The sequence below is a fragment of the Promicromonospora sp. NPDC052451 genome (genome assembly GCF_044547525.1).
Classification (GTDB): Bacteria; Actinomycetota; Actinomycetes; order Actinomycetales; family Cellulomonadaceae; genus Promicromonospora.
The window spans coordinates 13,028-28,644 of record NZ_JBIUAP010000012.1; the positions used below are offsets into that span (position 1 = coordinate 13,028).

Annotated in this window: 11 protein-coding genes; 2 read left to right on the forward strand and 9 right to left on the reverse strand. The window is 72.9% G+C overall.

The genetic code is table 11. From position 1 onward, the window contains the following. Positions 1-144: 144 nt before the first annotated feature. Entirely contained in the window at positions 145-2,628 is a 2,484-nt protein-coding gene (gene ligA / locus ACIG47_RS19810) for an NAD-dependent DNA ligase LigA (RefSeq protein ID WP_397432819.1), read from the reverse strand. Positions 2,629-2,786: 158 nt separating this feature from the next. Here ligA and ACIG47_RS19815 point away from each other — a divergent pair, with 158 nt between their 5' ends. Continuing rightward, positions 2,787-4,304, forward strand: coding sequence for a flavin-containing monooxygenase (locus tag ACIG47_RS19815; protein WP_397432820.1), 1,518 nt, complete (start codon positions 2,787-2,789; stop codon positions 4,302-4,304). Between the two features lie 102 nt (positions 4,305-4,406). Here ACIG47_RS19815 and ACIG47_RS19820 read toward each other — a convergent pair whose 3' ends face one another. From ACIG47_RS19820 to ACIG47_RS19840, 5 genes are all read right to left on the reverse strand, one after another. Beyond that, positions 4,407-5,663, reverse strand: coding sequence for a cytochrome P450 (locus ACIG47_RS19820; protein WP_397432821.1), 1,257 nt, complete (start codon positions 5,661-5,663; stop codon positions 4,407-4,409). Further along, on the reverse strand, positions 5,660-6,196 hold the full coding sequence (locus tag ACIG47_RS19825) for a GTP-binding protein (protein WP_397415203.1): 537 nt from the start codon (positions 6,194-6,196) through the stop codon (positions 5,660-5,662). The genes ACIG47_RS19820 and ACIG47_RS19825 overlap by 4 nt, the downstream gene beginning before the upstream one ends. Before the next feature lie 55 nt (positions 6,197-6,251). Continuing rightward, positions 6,252-6,605, reverse strand: a complete 354-nt coding sequence (locus ACIG47_RS19830; protein WP_119142763.1) for a DUF742 domain-containing protein — start codon at positions 6,603-6,605, stop codon at positions 6,252-6,254. 118 nt (positions 6,606-6,723) lie between these two features. Beyond that, on the reverse strand, positions 6,724-7,137 hold the full coding sequence (locus ACIG47_RS19835) for a roadblock/LC7 domain-containing protein (RefSeq protein WP_220454811.1): 414 nt from the start codon (positions 7,135-7,137) through the stop codon (positions 6,724-6,726). Then, entirely contained in the window at positions 7,134-8,726 is a 1,593-nt protein-coding gene (locus tag ACIG47_RS19840; RefSeq protein WP_397432822.1) for an ATP-binding protein, read from the reverse strand. The genes ACIG47_RS19835 and ACIG47_RS19840 overlap by 4 nt, the downstream gene beginning before the upstream one ends. A gap of 393 nt (positions 8,727-9,119) precedes the next feature. On the opposite strand from ACIG47_RS19840, the gene ACIG47_RS19845 reads away from it, so the two are divergent. After that, positions 9,120-11,315: a prolyl oligopeptidase family protein gene (locus ACIG47_RS19845; RefSeq protein WP_397432824.1), complete on the forward strand. Its 2,196-nt coding sequence runs from the start codon at positions 9,120-9,122 to the stop codon at positions 11,313-11,315. A 108-nt stretch (positions 11,316-11,423) separates the two neighbouring features. On the opposite strand, the gene ACIG47_RS19850 is transcribed toward ACIG47_RS19845, so the two are convergent. The 3 genes from ACIG47_RS19850 to ACIG47_RS19860 all read right to left on the reverse strand — a co-directional run bounded on the left by ACIG47_RS19850 (position 11,424) and on the right by ACIG47_RS19860 (position 15,608). Next, a complete protein-coding gene (locus ACIG47_RS19850) occupies positions 11,424-12,461 on the reverse strand; it encodes a hypothetical protein (RefSeq protein WP_397432825.1) in 1,038 nt (345 codons plus the stop codon). A gap of 442 nt (positions 12,462-12,903) precedes the next feature. Continuing rightward, positions 12,904-14,325 (reverse strand): tRNA 2-thiouridine(34) synthase MnmA, encoded by a 1,422-nt coding sequence (mnmA, locus tag ACIG47_RS19855; RefSeq protein ID WP_397432826.1) that lies wholly within the window; start codon positions 14,323-14,325, stop codon positions 12,904-12,906. Beyond that, the gene (locus ACIG47_RS19860) at positions 14,322-15,608 is read right to left on the reverse strand and encodes a cysteine desulfurase family protein (RefSeq protein ID WP_397432827.1); all 1,287 of its coding nucleotides are present in this window, start codon (positions 15,606-15,608) and stop codon (positions 14,322-14,324) included. Before ACIG47_RS19860 ends, mnmA begins: the two co-directional genes overlap by 4 nt. Between the last annotated feature and the right edge of the window lie 9 nt (positions 15,609-15,617).

Sequence of the window (15,617 nt, forward strand, 5' to 3'; positions counted from 1 at the left end):
CGGTCGGCATTGACCTTGCGGCTAGCAACCTAAGGGGACTTTTGTCGCCCGTCAAGCAAAAGTTGTCAGATTCTCAGCGTTACGCGGACACAGATCGGCGCCCGGACCCGACGGGATCCGGGCGCCGAACGTCGTCTCCAGGGCCTAGCCGGCGGCCAGCGCTTCCGGCCCGCCCTCCAGCAGCAGCTTGAAGCCGTCCTCGTCGAGGGTCGGGATCTCCAGGGCCTCGGCCTTGGCCGCCTTGGAGCCCGCGTTCTCCCCCAGCACCACGTAGTCGGTCTTCTTCGACACCGAGCCGGAGGCCTTGCCGCCGGCCGCGATGATGGCCTCCTTGGCGCCGTCGCGCGTGAAGTCCTCCAGCGAGCCGGTCACCACGACGGTCAGGCCCGCCAGCGGCCCGCTCGGCTCGGTGTCGGCCTCCGCCATCGCCGCCGGCCCCGGGTGACCCGGGGTGGCGAGCTGCACGCCGGCCGCGCGCCAGGCGGCCAGGATGTCCTGGTGCCAGTCCACCGCGAGCCAGGCCTTGATCTCGGCGGCGATCACGGGACCGACGCCCTCGACGGCCGCCAGCTCCTCCTCCGAGGCCGCCTCGATCGCGTCCACCGACCCGAACCAGCCCGCGAGCGCCCGGGCCGCGACGGGTCCGACGTGCCGGATGTTCAGCGAGACGAGCATGCGCCACAGGTCCTTCGTCTTGGCGCGCTCCAGCTCGTCGAGCAGGGTCTCGGCAGTCTTGGCCGGTCCGTAGACGGGGTGGTCCTTGCGCACACCAGCGGCACGCCGTTCGGCAGGCGTCGCGTCCTCGTAACCCGGCGGATAGGTTCGACTGACCACCCTCTGGAACGGCCGGACTACCTTGGCCATCATCGTCGAGCCGTCTGACATGGTGACCTCGGCGGACTCACCTCTTCCGTCACCCGGCCGCGGCAGCCCGGTCTCCGGGTCGCGCACGACCACTCGGATAGGGGCCAGCTGCTTGACGGTCAGGTCGAAGAGTCCACTCTCCGTGCGCAGTGGCGGTTCCGCTGGCTCAAGCGGCTGGGTGAGCGCCGCCGCCGTCACCTCGCCCAGGGCCTCGATGTCGAGGCCACCGCGGGATCCGATGTGCTCGACCCGGCCGCGCACCTGCGCCGGGCAGGACCTCGCGTTCGGGCAGCGCAGGTCGACGTCGGCCTCCTTCATGGGACGCAGCGGCGTGCCGCACTCCGGGCAGTTCGCCGGCATCACGAAGTCCTCGCGCGGGTAGCCGTCGTCGGCGAGGGCCGGCACGGGGCCGAGGATCTCGGGGATGACGTCGCCCGCCTTGCGGAGCACCACGACGTCGCCGATGCGTACGCCCTTGGCCCGCACCACGTCCTGGTTGTGCAGCGTGGCCTGGCGCACCGTGGAGCCCGCGACCAGCACCGGCTCCATCACGGCGTACGGGGTGGCGCGCCCGGTGCGGCCCACGCCGATCTGGATGGCGAGCAGGCGGGTGTTGACCTCCTCCGGCGGGTACTTGAAGGCGATGGCCCAACGGGGCGCCCGGCTGGTCGACCCCAGGCGGCGCTGCTGCTCCAGGGCGTCGACCTTGAGGACGATCCCGTCGAGCTCGTGCTCGATGTCGTGCCGGTGCTCGCGGAAGTACTCGATCATCTCCAGCGCGCCGTCCAGGCCGTCGACCACCCGGTTGTGCGGTGACACGGGGATACCCCACTGCTCGAACAGCGTGTACGCGTCGGACTGCCGGGCCAGCTCCTCGTGCTCCCCCGCCTGCCACTGCAGGGCGCCGACCCCGTGCGCGTACATGCGCAGGCCCTCGACACGGGCGATACCGGCCTCCAGCTCCAGCCCGTCCTTGTTCTCCAGGAGCTGGCGCAGGCCGCCCGCCGCCGCGTTGCGGGGGTTGGCGAACTGGGGGAAGCGGCGCAGCGCGGCCACGCGCGCACGCTCCACGTCGAACTCCTTGCCGGCCTGCCGGCCGGAGCGCTCCCGCGCCTCCTCCACGACGCGCTCGCGCAGCTCGGCCTGCAGCTCGTTGAGCCGTGCGAAGGTCGCGACCGGGATGAACACCTCGCCGCGCACCTCGACCAGGTCGGGGTGGCCCTCGCCGGACAGCCGCTGCGGGATCGCGGCGATCCGAAGGATGTTCCGCGTCACGTCCTCGCCCACCCGGCCGTCGCCCCGGGTGACGCCCCGCACCAGCCGCCCCTTCTCGTACACGAGCGAGATGGCCAGCCCGTCGATCTTCACCTCGCAGAGCAGGCCGGGATGCTCGGTCCCGAGGTCTCGGTGCACCCGGTCCGCCCAGACCGCGAGCTCCTCGGTGCTGAACGCGTTGTCGAGCGAGAGCATCTGCTCGATGTGCTCCACGGTGGCGAACCCGGCCGCGGCCACGCCGCCGACGCTCTGCGTGGGCGACTCGGGGCTGGCCAGCGCGGGGTGGGCGGCCTCCAGCGCCTCCAGCTCGCGCATCCGCACGTCGTACTCCGCGTCGGACGACACAGGCGAGTCGTTCTCGTAGTACGCCCGCCGGTCCTCCTCGATCCGGGCCACCAGCTCAACCCACCGACGCTGCGCGGCGGCCTCGTCGCTCGTCGTGTCGCCGGTCCCCGGGATGCCTGTCGTCTCGCTCACAGACACAATCATGGACTGAACCACTGACATCCGGCCGGGCGGGCACCGAAGCCCGCGCCGAAAGCTCTGTCGACCTGGGCATTCGCATCACTGCGGACCCTGTCGCGCACGGTCCGGGTGCCGCTACCATTCGAGCAAAATGCCAGGAATCTACTGAGAGCAGGGGTCCCTTGAAGATTGCCGTCGTCGGTGCCGGTTTCGCAGGCCTGGCCACCGCGAAGATCCTCCGAGAGTTCGAGCACGACGTCACCGTCTTCGAGAAGGCGCCCGACGTCGGCGGCGTGTGGAGCGCGACGCGCCGTTACACCGGCCTGCGGACCCAGAACAACAAGGACTCGTACGCCTTCTCCGACCTGCCCATGCCGCGGGACTACCCCGAGTGGCCGACGGGCGAGCAGGTCCAGGCGTACCTCGAGCGGTACGTCTCCACGTTCGGGCTGCGCCCGAGCCTGCGCCTGGCCACCGAGGTGGTCCGCGCCGAGCTCACCGACGCCGAGGACGGCTGGATGGTGACCGCCCGGCGCATCGGCGCGCCGGTCTCGGCACCCGAGCGGTTCGACCACCTGGTCGTCGCCAACGGCATCTTCTCCGACCCGGTCTTCCCGCAGTACGAGGGGTATGCGGACCTGGTCCGCGCCGGCGGCAAGCTCGTCGCCTCCAGCCAGCTCAACACGCTGGACGAGGCCCGGGGCAAGAACGTCGTCGTGGTCGGGTACGGCAAGTCGGCGTGCGACGTCGCCGCCGAGATCGGCCCCGTCGCCGCCTCCACCACCGTCGTGGCGCGGCGGCTCCTGTGGAAGATGCCCAAGCGCGTGGCCAACTCGCTCAACATGAAGTACCTGCTGCTCTCCCGGTTCGGTGAGGCGCTGTTCCGCTACCAGGACCTGGACAACGGCATGGAGCGGTTCCTGCACGGTCCCGGCGACAAGGTGCGTGCCGGGATGCTGTCCAGCATCGGCTCCGTCGCGACCTGGCAGTTCAAGCTCAAGAAGCTCGATCTCGTGCCGCGCGGCGAGTTCGCCGAGATCGCCAACAGCACCGTGTCACTCTCCTCGGACGGCTTCTACGAGCAGGTCGCCAGTGGCGCCATCACCGTCCACCGGGACACCGAGATCCAGCGGTTCGAGGTCGACGGCGACCAGCCCGTGGCGGTGCTCAGCGACGGCGGGCGCATCCCGGCCGACCTGGTGGTCTGCGGCACGGGCTTCCACCAGCGCGTGCCCTTCCTGGACGACGCCGTGGCCGCCCGCCTCGTGGACGACAAGGGCAACTACCAGCTCTACCGCCAGATCCTGCCGGAGGGCGTGCCGAACCTGACCTTCGCCGGGTACAACTCGTCGCTGTTCTCCCCGCTGTCCGCCGAGGCGGGAGCGATCTGGATCGCCGCCTACCTCGCCGGCGTCATCGAGCTGCCGCCGGTCGAGGAGCGGCGCAAGCACGTGGCCGAGCGTGTGGCCTGGATGGAGCAGCGCACGGGCGGCAAGCACGCCCGCGGCACCAACGTCATCCCGTTCTCGATGCACCAGATCGACGAGACGCTCGACGAGGCCGGCGTGAACATCAGCCAGCGGGCCCGCACCGTCCAGTGGCTCCTGCCCATCGACCCGTCGGTCTACCGCAACGTGGTGCCCCGCCTCAAGGAACGCATCGCGGCCCGCGCCAAGGACCGCGTCGGCTCGGACGCCTGACGCACGCCGAGACCTGGTTTCTGCGGTGAGACCTGGTGGAGCAGCACCAGGTCTCACCGTGGACTCCAGGTCTCGGCGATCACGGCCGGGAGGGCCGGCCCGTCAGCGTTCCGGTGGCGGGCCCGCGTCCGGCGGGGTGAAGCGGACCGGGAGGGTGCGCGGGTAGCGCGACCACGGCGAGACGGACATCTGCAGCGACTCCGCCGGCACCCGCAGCTCCATGTCGAGGATGCGCCGCAGCAGGGTCTCCACGGCGATCCGGCCGATGAGCGGGCCGATCCGGTGCGCCGGGCACGCGTGCGCACCCGCGCCCCAGGTCAGGTGGAACCGGCTGCCCAGCTCCTCCCAGGGGTCGTCCGTGCGGATGGCCCGGTCCGCGTTCGCGGCGGCGACGGCGGGGACGAGGGCGTCGCCGTACGCGATCCGGCGCCCGCCCAGCTCGCAGTCCTGCCGGGCGAACCGGGGCAGCACGTGCGGCGCCGGCGGGTGCCGCCGCGACACCTCGTCCAGCGCGTCGTCCAGGTCGAGCCGTCCCCGGCGCACGCGGGCCGCGAACGCGGGGTCGGTCAGGATCATGTGCAGGGTGCTCGCGATCCAGGCGATCTCGGCGTCGTGACCCAGGCTGAACATCACGCCGATCGAGGCCATCACCTCGACGTCGTTCGCATGGTTGGGGTGGTTCACCAGGGCGGTGGTCAGGTCCTCGCCCGGTTCGGCCCGGTGCGTCGCCACGAGCACCGCGAGCAGCGACTCCTGCTCCCTGGCCGCCGCACGGGCCTGCTCCGTGCCCGCGTAGAGGGCCTCGGTGAGCTCGTGCATGCGGTTCCCGTCGGACAGGCTCATGCCGAACATCTCGGTCATGACCATGACGGGCACCGTGACGGCGTAGTCGGCCACGAGGTCCGCCTGGCCGCGCGGCATGATCCGGTCGATGATCGCCTCGCACGTCACCGCGACGGTACGGGCGAGGCGCTTCTCGTCGACGCCGCCGAGCGCGTCGTCGAGCGGCGCGCGCAGGCGGCGCTGCTGCATGCCGTCCAGGAAGTACGCGTTCTCCCGCGGCGCCAGCGCCGCGAACACGCCCGAGTCCGCCGGGAGGGAACGCTCCTGGACGTAGCGCCAGTTGCGGGAGTTGCGGGAGAACAGCAGCTCGTTGCGCATCACGCTGCTGGCTTCGTCGTACCCCAGCACGAGCCAGGCGGGAACACCCGGCTCCAGGTCCATCGGGGCCACGGGACCCCACTCCTCGCGCAGCCGCTCGTAGATCTTGTGCGGGTCGCGCGCGCTCGTGATGTCCGACAGCTGCATGCGGTCCGGGATGTCCTCCAGCCGCTGGTGCAGCCTGTTGGCCAACGTCACGCGTTGACCTTCTGGAAGACCGGGAAGGTCATCGCGTGCTCGACGAGGGTGATGAGGGTCAGCACGGCGGACTGGCGGTCGCGTGCGTCGCACTCCACGATGGGCGTCTCGGGCAGCAGGTCCAGCGCCGCCCGGACCCGCTCCAGCGGGTAGTGCGGCGAGTCCGGGAACTGGTTGACCACCACCGCGAACGGGATCTTGGTGCGCAGCTCGAGCTGGTCCAGCACCTCGAAGCTGTCCTCCAGGTGGCGGGTGTCGATCATGACGAGCGCGCCGACGGCGCCGTCCGCCAGACCGGCCCAGAGGTCCCAGAAACGGCGCTGGCCCGGGGTGCCGAACAGGTACAGGGCGATGTCGTCGGTCACGGTGATGCGACCGAAGTCCATCGCGACCGTCGTCGTCTCCTTGTTCGGCTGCCCCGGGTCGATGCCGACGCTCGCCGTGGTGATGCGCTCCTCGGTGCGCAGCGGGTCGATCTCGCTGACCGCGCCGATCAGCGTCGTCTTGCCCACCCCGAAGGCACCCACGACCAGCACCTTGACCGACCGTGCGACGGTCGGCGCCAGGTGCTGTCCGGGCGCGGTGCGGTCAGAGCTTGCGGAGTCCATCGAGAATCTTCTCCAGGATGTCCTTGCCGGGCAGGACGTGCGCTTGATGGTTGGAACGGATGGTCAGGTTCCCCGAGTCGACCAGGTCCGAGACCATGACCGCCACGAGGCTCACGGGTAGCTGCAGGTATGCCGCCACCTCGGCGAGCGCGAGCGTGCCACGGCAGAGCTGGACGAGCTCGCGCTCCATCCGGCCCGCCGTCGAGAGCACTGGCCGGCTCTCGACGGCGCGCACGAGCGTCTCCGGTCGCAGCGTGTTGCGCGACGGGTGCGCCCGCCCCGAGGTGAGCACGTACGAGCGCACCGGGTGGTCGCGGTACTCCTCGGTGTCCATCCCCTCGCCCCCTGTCGGTCGGTCGGGTCCTGGTCGAGCTGTGATGCCTGAACCTCCGGGCCCGGACGGGCCCGGTCACTGCTTTCCTCGGTACTTTCCGGACGGCGCCGGCGGGCCGTCAGCCCGTGATCGGGTCGGTGCGCAGGGTGCGCTCCCCGATCTGCAGCACCTGGGCCTGCATCTGCTGGGCGATCAGCGCCGGGTCGATGACCGCCTCGGTCACGACCGCGAGGCGGGAGCCGTCACCGGCCCCCCGCACGAACAGGAACCCGCCGTCGAACTCCACCATCACCTGGCGGATCGTGTCGCTGTTCCCGAACTCCCTGCTCATTCCGATACCCAGTGCCGCCAGTCCGGCGCACGCCGCCGCCACCTTGTCGGCCACGTCCAGCGGCGTCTGGTCCGTCCGGACCTTCATCAGCCCGTCCGAGGTGAGCACGACGACATGCCTCACCCCCCGTACACCACTGATGAGCTCGAGCATCCAGCTGTTGCCGTCGGTGCTCGTCATGCCGTCGGCCTGCGTAGTCATCGGTCCTCCGAAGGTCCGCCGGCACCGGCCGGCGGTTCGCTGCTGTCAGGTGAGTCCCCGAACCGAGCCTCGCTCGAGCTGAAGAAGGCGCCCATCCACTCGCCGGCCTCCTCAGCCGTCTGAGCAGCACCCGGAGCGCTGGTACGGGGCTCCGGGGCCGTGGTCCGTCCTTCGGGCGCGTCCGCCTCGCCTCGGCGCGAGCGCCGCTGCGGGAGCGCGGACGGCTCGGGGAACTCGTCGTCCTCCGGGCGGGGCCGCCCAGGACGCAGGGGCAGCTCGCCAGGGGCCTGCACCGGGGCACCGGCCACGGGCGTCTCCTCCTCGTCGTCGACGGTCTCGCCGGGCGCGTTCAGCGGCTCGGCCAGGACCTCGGTCACAGGGTCGGGTGCCGCGGGGGCGGGCCACTCGTCGTCGTCCGCGGGCTTCGCGGTGGGCAGCTCGGGTGCGAGCGGTGCCTCGACGACGGCGGTGGCGCTGCGGCTGGACCCGAGCGCCGACACCCCGCTGGACGGTGTGGTGGCGCTCGGCAGGGTCGCTGCCGGCGTGAGCATGCCCGACGGCACCACTGCCTCGGTGAGCTCGGCCGGGATCATGACGATGGCGCGCAGGCCGCCGTACACGGACTCGGTGACGTCGACGCGGAAGCCGTGCCGGCGTGCGTAGGTACCGACCACGGCCAGGCCCGTCTGCGGGATCTCGCCGAGCTCGGTGATGCTGATCTCGCGCTTGCCGGAGGCGATGTCGCGCGCCTGCTCGAGCTGCTTGAGGTCGAGGCCCACGCCGCAGTCGTCGATCTCGATGACGGCACCACGTTGCACCTGGCGCAGGGCCACGAGCACCTGGGTGGTGGGCGGGGAGGACTGGGTGGCGTTGGACAGCAGCTCGGCCACGAGGTGGATGAGCGGCTCCACGATCCGCGCGGAGACGGCGACCCCGGGGTCACCCGAGACCTCGACGCGGTGGAAGGCGGTGATCCGGCTGGCGGCGCCCTTGACGACGTCGGGCAGCGGGAGGGGCTCGCTCCACTGCTGACCGGGCCACTCGCCGCACAGGGCCGCGAGGCTCTGGGCCTGGCGGGCCTGCTGGGCGGCCGCGTGGTCGACGCGCATGGAGGTCTGCAGGATGTCCGGGTCGGTGGGGTGGCGCTGCACCATGCGCGCCGCCTCCTCCTGGATGCGGTGCGCGGCGGCCTGGACCTTGCGGCTCAGGGCGACCACGGCGACCTGGACGGCGTCGCGGCGGGCGACGCGCTCCTCCTGCACCCGGGCGAGCATGCTCGCGGCCTCGTCGAGGCGGGCCTGGGCGGCGGCGTCGCCGGGCAGGTGCGGCAGCGGCGGGGCGGGTGCGCTGTCGAGGAAGGCGGGCAGCTGCTCCTTCGCCAGGGCGTCGAGGGCGGCGGACGCCGCGGCGGCGCGCTCCTCGGCCCGGCGGTAGGCGAGGACCAGGTCCTCGTGCGAGGCCATGTCGTCCCGGGAGGACCGCGCCGCGATGAGCGCGGCGGCCACGGCGAGACCGACGGCGGCGATGCCGACCAGCCATGCGGGCCACATCGACGAGGCCCCGGTGGCGGTGAACAAGACAGGTGCCACGAGTACGTAGGCAAGCACGCCGGCGACGCACACCCAGGGCGCGACCTGGCGCAGCCTGCTCGGCGGAGGAGAAGAAGACATCGAGCTCACCGAGCCGATCCCCCTAAGTTGTTGTCTCGTCAGAGTCTGGGAAGACTCGGCTGAAGAGGGCGAACAACCCCCTGGAGTGCAGTTTCTACCACAGAGCGTCCTGGCCGTGGAAGGGCGCGACTGTGGTGCGACAAGCGAAAATATCTGCCATTGAGGAATGTGGCGCCCTCATGGCGCGATAACACCACAATAGGGCTAAAAGCGGGCAGGTGCGATGCGGGAGCCTGACGCACCTCCGGAACGGCCGCCGGACCGCCGCCCGGCCGGCCACCCCGCCGCGGTCGGCCGCGTAGGGTGCTCACCATGAGCGTCGAGCACACCCAGACCACCCCCCGGACCGCTCTCCCCCCGACCCCCCTGGACCCCTGGGCCCCCGACCCGTTCGCGTGGCTCGAGGACGTCGAGGGCGACACCGCCCTGGAGTGGGTGCGCGAGCGCAACGCCCACAGCGCGGCGGCGCTCGGCGGCGAGGCCTTCACCGCCACGGAGCGTGCCGTGCGCGAGGTGCTCGACTCGAACGACAAGATCCCGCACGTCTCCAAGGTCGGCGAGCACTACTACAACTTCTGGCAGGACGCCGCGCACCGGCGCGGGCTGTGGCGCCGCACCACGCTCGACTCCTACCGGACCGGCGAGCCCGAGTGGGAGACGGTCCTCGACCTCGACGCCCTGGCCGAGCAGGAGGGCGAGAGCTGGGTCTGGCACGGCGCGAGCGTGCTGCGCCCGACGCCGGAGCAGCTCGCGGCCGGTGAGCCGCGGCGGCACGCGCTGGTGGACCTCTCCCCCGGTGGCTCCGACTCCGACGTGACACGCGAGTTCGACCTGGTCACCAAGCAGTTCGTCGCCCCGGAGGCGGGCGGCTTCGTCCGGGCCCAGGCCAAGGGCGGGCTGTCGTGGGTCGACGCGGACACCGTCTACGTGTACACGGACTTCGGCGCCGGCACGATGACGCCGTCGGGCTACCCGCGGCAGGTCAGGCTCTGGCGGCGCGGCACGCCGCTGGCCGAGGCGACCCTCGTCTACGAGGGCACCGAGCAGGACATGTACATCAGTGCGTCCCGCTCGCACACCCCGGGCTTCGAGCGCGACCTGGTGCACCGCGCCCTGCGGTTCTACGCCAACGAGACCTACCTGGCCACGGGCGTGGGCACGGCCGGGCAGACCCTGACCAAGATCGACGTGCCGGACTCGGCGAACGTGAGCCTGCACCGCGAGTGGATGCTCGTGCGGCTGCGCGACGACTGGAGCGTCGGCGGCGCCACGTACCGCGCCGGCTCGCTGCTGGCCGCGCCGTTCGACGCGTTCATGGCCGGGTCGCGCGACCTGACGGTCCTCTTCGAGCCCACGCCGACGACGTCGCTCGCCGGGGTCACCTGGACGCGGCACCACCTCGTGGTCAACGTGCTGGACGACGTGAAGAACCTGCTCCACGTGCTGACGCCGCCGGCGGACGCCGGGGCGGGCTCGGACGCTGCGGCGGGCTCGGACGCCGGGGCGGCGGGCGGCGAGTGGGTACGCGGCGAGCTGCCCGTGGGCGGCGAGCTGCTCACCGTCGGCGTGGGCGCGGTGGACGTGGTCGACTCCGACGACGTCTGGGTGGTCACCACCGGCTACCTCACGCCGTCGACCCTGAGCCTGGCCACCGTGGGCGGTACGCCGGCGGAGCCCGAGGTGCTCCGGTCCGCGCCGTCCTACTTCGAGACCGCGGGGCTGGAGGTGCAGCAGCGGTTCACCACGTCCGACGACGGCACCCGGGTGCCGTACTTCGTCGTCGGCCGGGCGGACCTCGTCTCGGGCGCGGCGGGTCCCGCGCCCACGCTGCTGTGGGGCTACGGCGGGTTCGAGCACGCGATCCTGCCCGGGTACTCGGGCACCGTCGGGCGCGCGTGGCTGGACCGCGGCGGGGTGTACGCCGTGGCGAACATCCGCGGCGGTGGCGAGTACGGGCCGGCCTGGCACCAGGCGGCGCTCAAGGAGAACCGGCACCGTGCGTACGAGGACTTCGCCGCCGTCTCCCGCGACCTGGTGGCCACCGGGGTCACGACGCCGGAGCGGCTCGGCATGGAGGGCCGGTCCAACGGCGGGCTGCTGGCCGGCAACATGCTGACCCAGTACCCGGAGCTGTTCGGGGCGATCATCGTGGGCGTGCCGCTGCTCGACATGAAGCGGTACTCGCACCTGCTGGCCGGTGCGTCCTGGATGGCCGAGTACGGCGACCCGGACACCGACGACTGGTCGTTCGTGCGCGGTTTCTCGCCGTACCACCTGTTCGACGCCGCACGGGAGTACCCGCCGGTGCTGTTCACGACGTCGACCAAGGACGACCGCGTGCACCCCGGTCACGCCCGCAAGATGGCGGCGCTCATGCTGGCCGCGGGCAAGGACGTGACGTACTACGAGAACATCGAGGGCGGGCACGGCGGCGCGGCGGACAACGCCCAGGCGGCGTACATGGCGGCGACCCACTGGACGTTCCTGTGGAACCGGCTGGCGGGCTGACCTCCCGGCGTCTGCACGGCTGACTGCGCACCATCGAGTTCGCGGGTCGGCAGGCCGGTCGCACCGTCCGGCCGCCCGCGGATCGCCGATCCACGGGCGGCCGGACGGTCAGGCCTCAGCCTGCTCCGCCAGGGTCTCCGCGACGCGGCCCAGGTTGGCCAGCTCCGCGCGGTGCGCGTCCACCGGGGCGAGCGTGGCGCGGTGCGCGGCCAGCAGCGTGACGTCCGCGAGGCCCTTGGCGGGCAGGCCGATCCGTCGCCACGGGACCGCCACCAGGTCGGACAGCGCGCCGAGCGCCGGGCCCGCGCACTGCGAGACCTGCGCCGGCGGCAGCCCGGCCCACAGCCCGGTGCCTCGCTCCGTCGCCCGGGCGATCAGCTCCCAGGCCTTCTCGTTCCACCCGCCGGGGCCGACGTCGGCCAGGTCGAGCCCCAGCGCGTCGGCGCCCGCGAGCACCACCGGCGGCACTCCCACCCAGGTGCCCCCGAGGTGCACCACCGAGCGCGCGCCCGTGTCCCGTACCGCGGCGAGCACCGGCTCCAGGCCCTCCACGATCTCGGGTCCGGCCACGGCACGCAGCCGCGAGTAGCCGGAGAACGTGGGCAGCACGCCCGCGTGCACCTGGCCGAGCAGCGGCTCCGCGAGCTGCACGGTCACCTCGGCGCCGGGCACCTGGGCCACGAGGTCGGAGACCAGCCTGCGCACACCGTCGGCGAGCGCCAGGCCCAGGTCGGCACGCGCCCCGGTGTCGGCCAGGACGCGGTCGCCGCGGGCCGCCCAGAGCTGGGCCGCCAGGGTCCACGGCCCCAGCACCTCGACGGTGAGCGCACCCGTGTGGCCGTGCGCCGCGACGGCCAGCGCACCGAGGTCCTCGCGCCAGAACGCGTCCGCGCGCCGGGCGTCGGCGCCGGGGTGGTCGGTGAGCTTCCAGCCGTGAGGGCCGAGCTCGACGGGCATCTCGGTCAGGAGCACCGCCGTCCGTCCCAGCGGGTCCGCGCCCGGGCCGCGCTGCGTGAGCTGCGTCAGGAAGGGCACCGCGTCCACGCCGGTCGGCAGCTCGGCGAGCTCGCCCAGGGCGGTCTGCTGTGCGTCGAGCACGTCACGCTCACCGCCGGGCCAGGGCCCGTGTCCGCTCACTGCGGTCATCGGCTCTCCTCGTTCAGATGGGGGGGGTGGTGCACGCCAGGGGCGCGCTGTTTCGGTCCCTTGCACCGGATCGGGACGGCTGGTCGGTCGCTTGCACCGGATCAGGACGGATGATCGGTCCCTTGTACCGGATCGGGACGGCTGATCGGTCCCCTGCACCCGATCGGAACCGCTGATCGGTCGCCTGCACCGGTTCGGAACCGCTGATCGGCCCCTTGCACCCGATCGGAACCGCTGATCGGTCGCCTGCACCGGTTCGGAACCGCTGATCGGCCCCTTGCACCCGATCAGGACCGCTGATCGGTCCCTTGCACCGGATCGGAACCGCTGATCGGTCGCCAGCCCCGAGATCGGTCCGTTGAACGACCGATCTCGGTGCCTCCGACCGAAGTCGACAGGGCAGATCGGGCAGGGGACCGATGTCAGTACCGGGCGGGCCGCGTCAGCTTCGCGCCCGGGAGCGTCCGGCGTGGGACACCGTCGCCTGGCCCAGCACCCGCGTCCCTCGGTACACGACCAGGGACTGACCGGGCGCGACGCCTCGCAGCGTACCGCCCGTCAGCTCGACCTCCATCCCCGGCGTCGCCGGACCGCCCGCGGTCGCCAGCTCACCCGCGGTCGCCAGCTCACCCGCGGACGCTCGACCGCGCGCGCTCGCCAGCTCACCCGCGGACTCCGACTCACCCGCAGTCGCCGTCTCACCCGCAGTCGCCAACTCACCCGCGGACGCCGACCCACCCGCGGACGCCGACCCACCAGCGGACACCAACTCACCCGCGGACGCCGAACCAGCCCCGGCCCCAACCCCAGCCGACTCCACCCCGGCCACCGCGCGGACGCGCGCCGCGACGGGTGCCCCGTGCGCGCGCACCTGCACCTCGGCGTCGAACCAGCCGTCCGCGTCCGGCACGACGGCACCCTCCGGCGCCCCGGCCCCAGGCCCGGCGCCGTCCGGCAGCACCCCGTCGAACCACAGGGCCTTCTCCCCCGCGATCCGGTCCACGCTCAGCAGCTCGGCCGGGCCCACCACCACGGTGTTGGTCGCGGGCTGCACGTCCACCACGTAGCGCGCCCTGCCGTCGGCCGCCGGACGTCCCAGCGCGAGGCCCCGCCGCTGTCCCACGGTGAACGCGTAGGCGCCGTCGTGCTCGCCCACCACCTCGCCGTCGACGTCGACCACCTCGCCCGGGCGCGAACCCAGACGCTCGCGCAGGAAGCCGCGGGTGTCGCCGTCGGCCACGAAGCAGATGTCGTAGGAGTCGGGCTTGGCCGAGACCGACAGGCCGCGGCGCGCAGCCTCGGCGCGCACCTCGTCCTTGGACGCGAAGCCACCGAGCGGGAACATCGCGCGGGCGAGCCGCTCGGGCCCCGCCACGGCCAGCACGTACGACTGGTCCTTGGCGTCGTTCGGCGAGCGGTGCAGCTCGCGCACGGTGCGCGCGCCGCCGTCGGGCAGGGCGACCTCCCGCGTGACGATCTGCGCGTAGTGGCCCGTCGCGACGGCGTCGAAGCCGAGGGCGGTCGCCTTGTCGAGCAGGGCCTCGAACTTGATGTGCTCGTTGCAGCGCACGCACGGGTTGGGGGTGCGGCCGGCCTCGTACTCGGACAGGAAGTCGGCCACGACCGTGTCCTCGAACCGCTCGGACAGGTCCCACACGTAGTACGGGATGCCGAGCACGTCGGCGGCCCGGCGGGCGTCGCCGGCGTCCTCGATGGAGCAGCAGCCGCGCGAACCCGTGCGGAACTGGTCCCGGTTGCGGGACAGCGCCATGTGCACGCCCACCACGTCGTGCCCCGCCTCCACGGCGAGCGCGGCGGCCACGGCGGAGTCCACGCCGCCCGACATGGCGGCCAGCACCCTCACGAGACACCGCCCAGCGCCCGGCCCGACACCAGGCCCGCGGCCTGGGCCCGGGCGACCACCTGGGGCAGCGCGGCCACGAGCCGGTCGACGTCGGACTCGACGGACGTCGACCCGAGCGTGAACCGCAGGGCGCCGCGGGCCTCGGTCTCGGGCACGCCCATCGCCAGCAGCACGTGCGACGGCTGCGGCACGCCCGCCTGGCACGCGGAACCGGTCGAGGCCTGGACGCCCGCAGAGTCGAGAAGGTAAAGGAGCGAGTCGCCCTCGGCGCCCGGGAACGTGAAGTGGGCGTTGCCCGGCAGGCGCAGGCCCGACGCCGGGTCCGCGCCGCGCAGCACCGCGTCCGGGGCGGCGTCCCGCACCCGGGCGACGAGGTCGTCGCGCAGGGCGGACAGACGGGCCGCGCGCTGCGGCAGGCACTCGACGGCGTGCCGCGCGGCGACGCCGAAGGCCGCGATCGACGCCGTGTCCAGCGTGCCGGATCGCACACCGCGCTCCTGGCCGCCGCCGTGCAGCACGGCGTCGAGCGCCAGGTCCCGCCGGGCCAGCAGCGCGCCGACGCCGACCGGGCCGCCGAACTTGTGCCCGGACACGGTCATGGCGTCCACGCCGGACGCCGTGAAGTCCACCTCGGTCTGACCCACTGCCTGCACGGCGTCGGTGTGCACGGGGATGCCGTAGGGCCGGGCGGCGCGCACCACGTCACGGACCGGCTGGATGGTGCCCACCTCGTTGTTGGCCCACATCACGCTGATCAGCGCGGTCTCGTCGCCGTGGGCGGCGAGCTCGGCGCGCAGGGCGTCGAGGTCGAGCACGCCGTCGCCGTCCACGGGCAGGAGCACGATCTCGGCGCCGGCGTGGCCGGCCAGCCAGAACGCGGGATCGAGCACCGCGTGGTGCTCGACGGCGGAGACGAGCACGCGGGTGCGCCGCGTGTCCTGGGCGCGGCGCCCCCAGAAGATGCCCTTGATCGCGAGGTTGTCCGCCTCGGTGCCGCCGGAGGTGAAGATGACCTCGCTCGGCCGGGCGCCCAGGGCGTGGGCGAGGGTCTCGCGCGCCTCCTCGACCGCACGCCGCGACGTACGGCCCGCGGAGTGCAGCGACGACGCGTTGCCGGTGCGCTGCGCCTCGGCGACGAACGCCGCGAGCGCCGCGGCCGACATGGGCGTGGTCGCGGCGTGGTCGAGGTAGGCGCCGTCCGGCTCGCGGGGCGTCTCGCCGTGCGCGCCGGACACCGTCAGGGGCGCGCGCTCGGGCTCGGGGGGCGGGGTGGTCACGGTCATCAAGTCTAC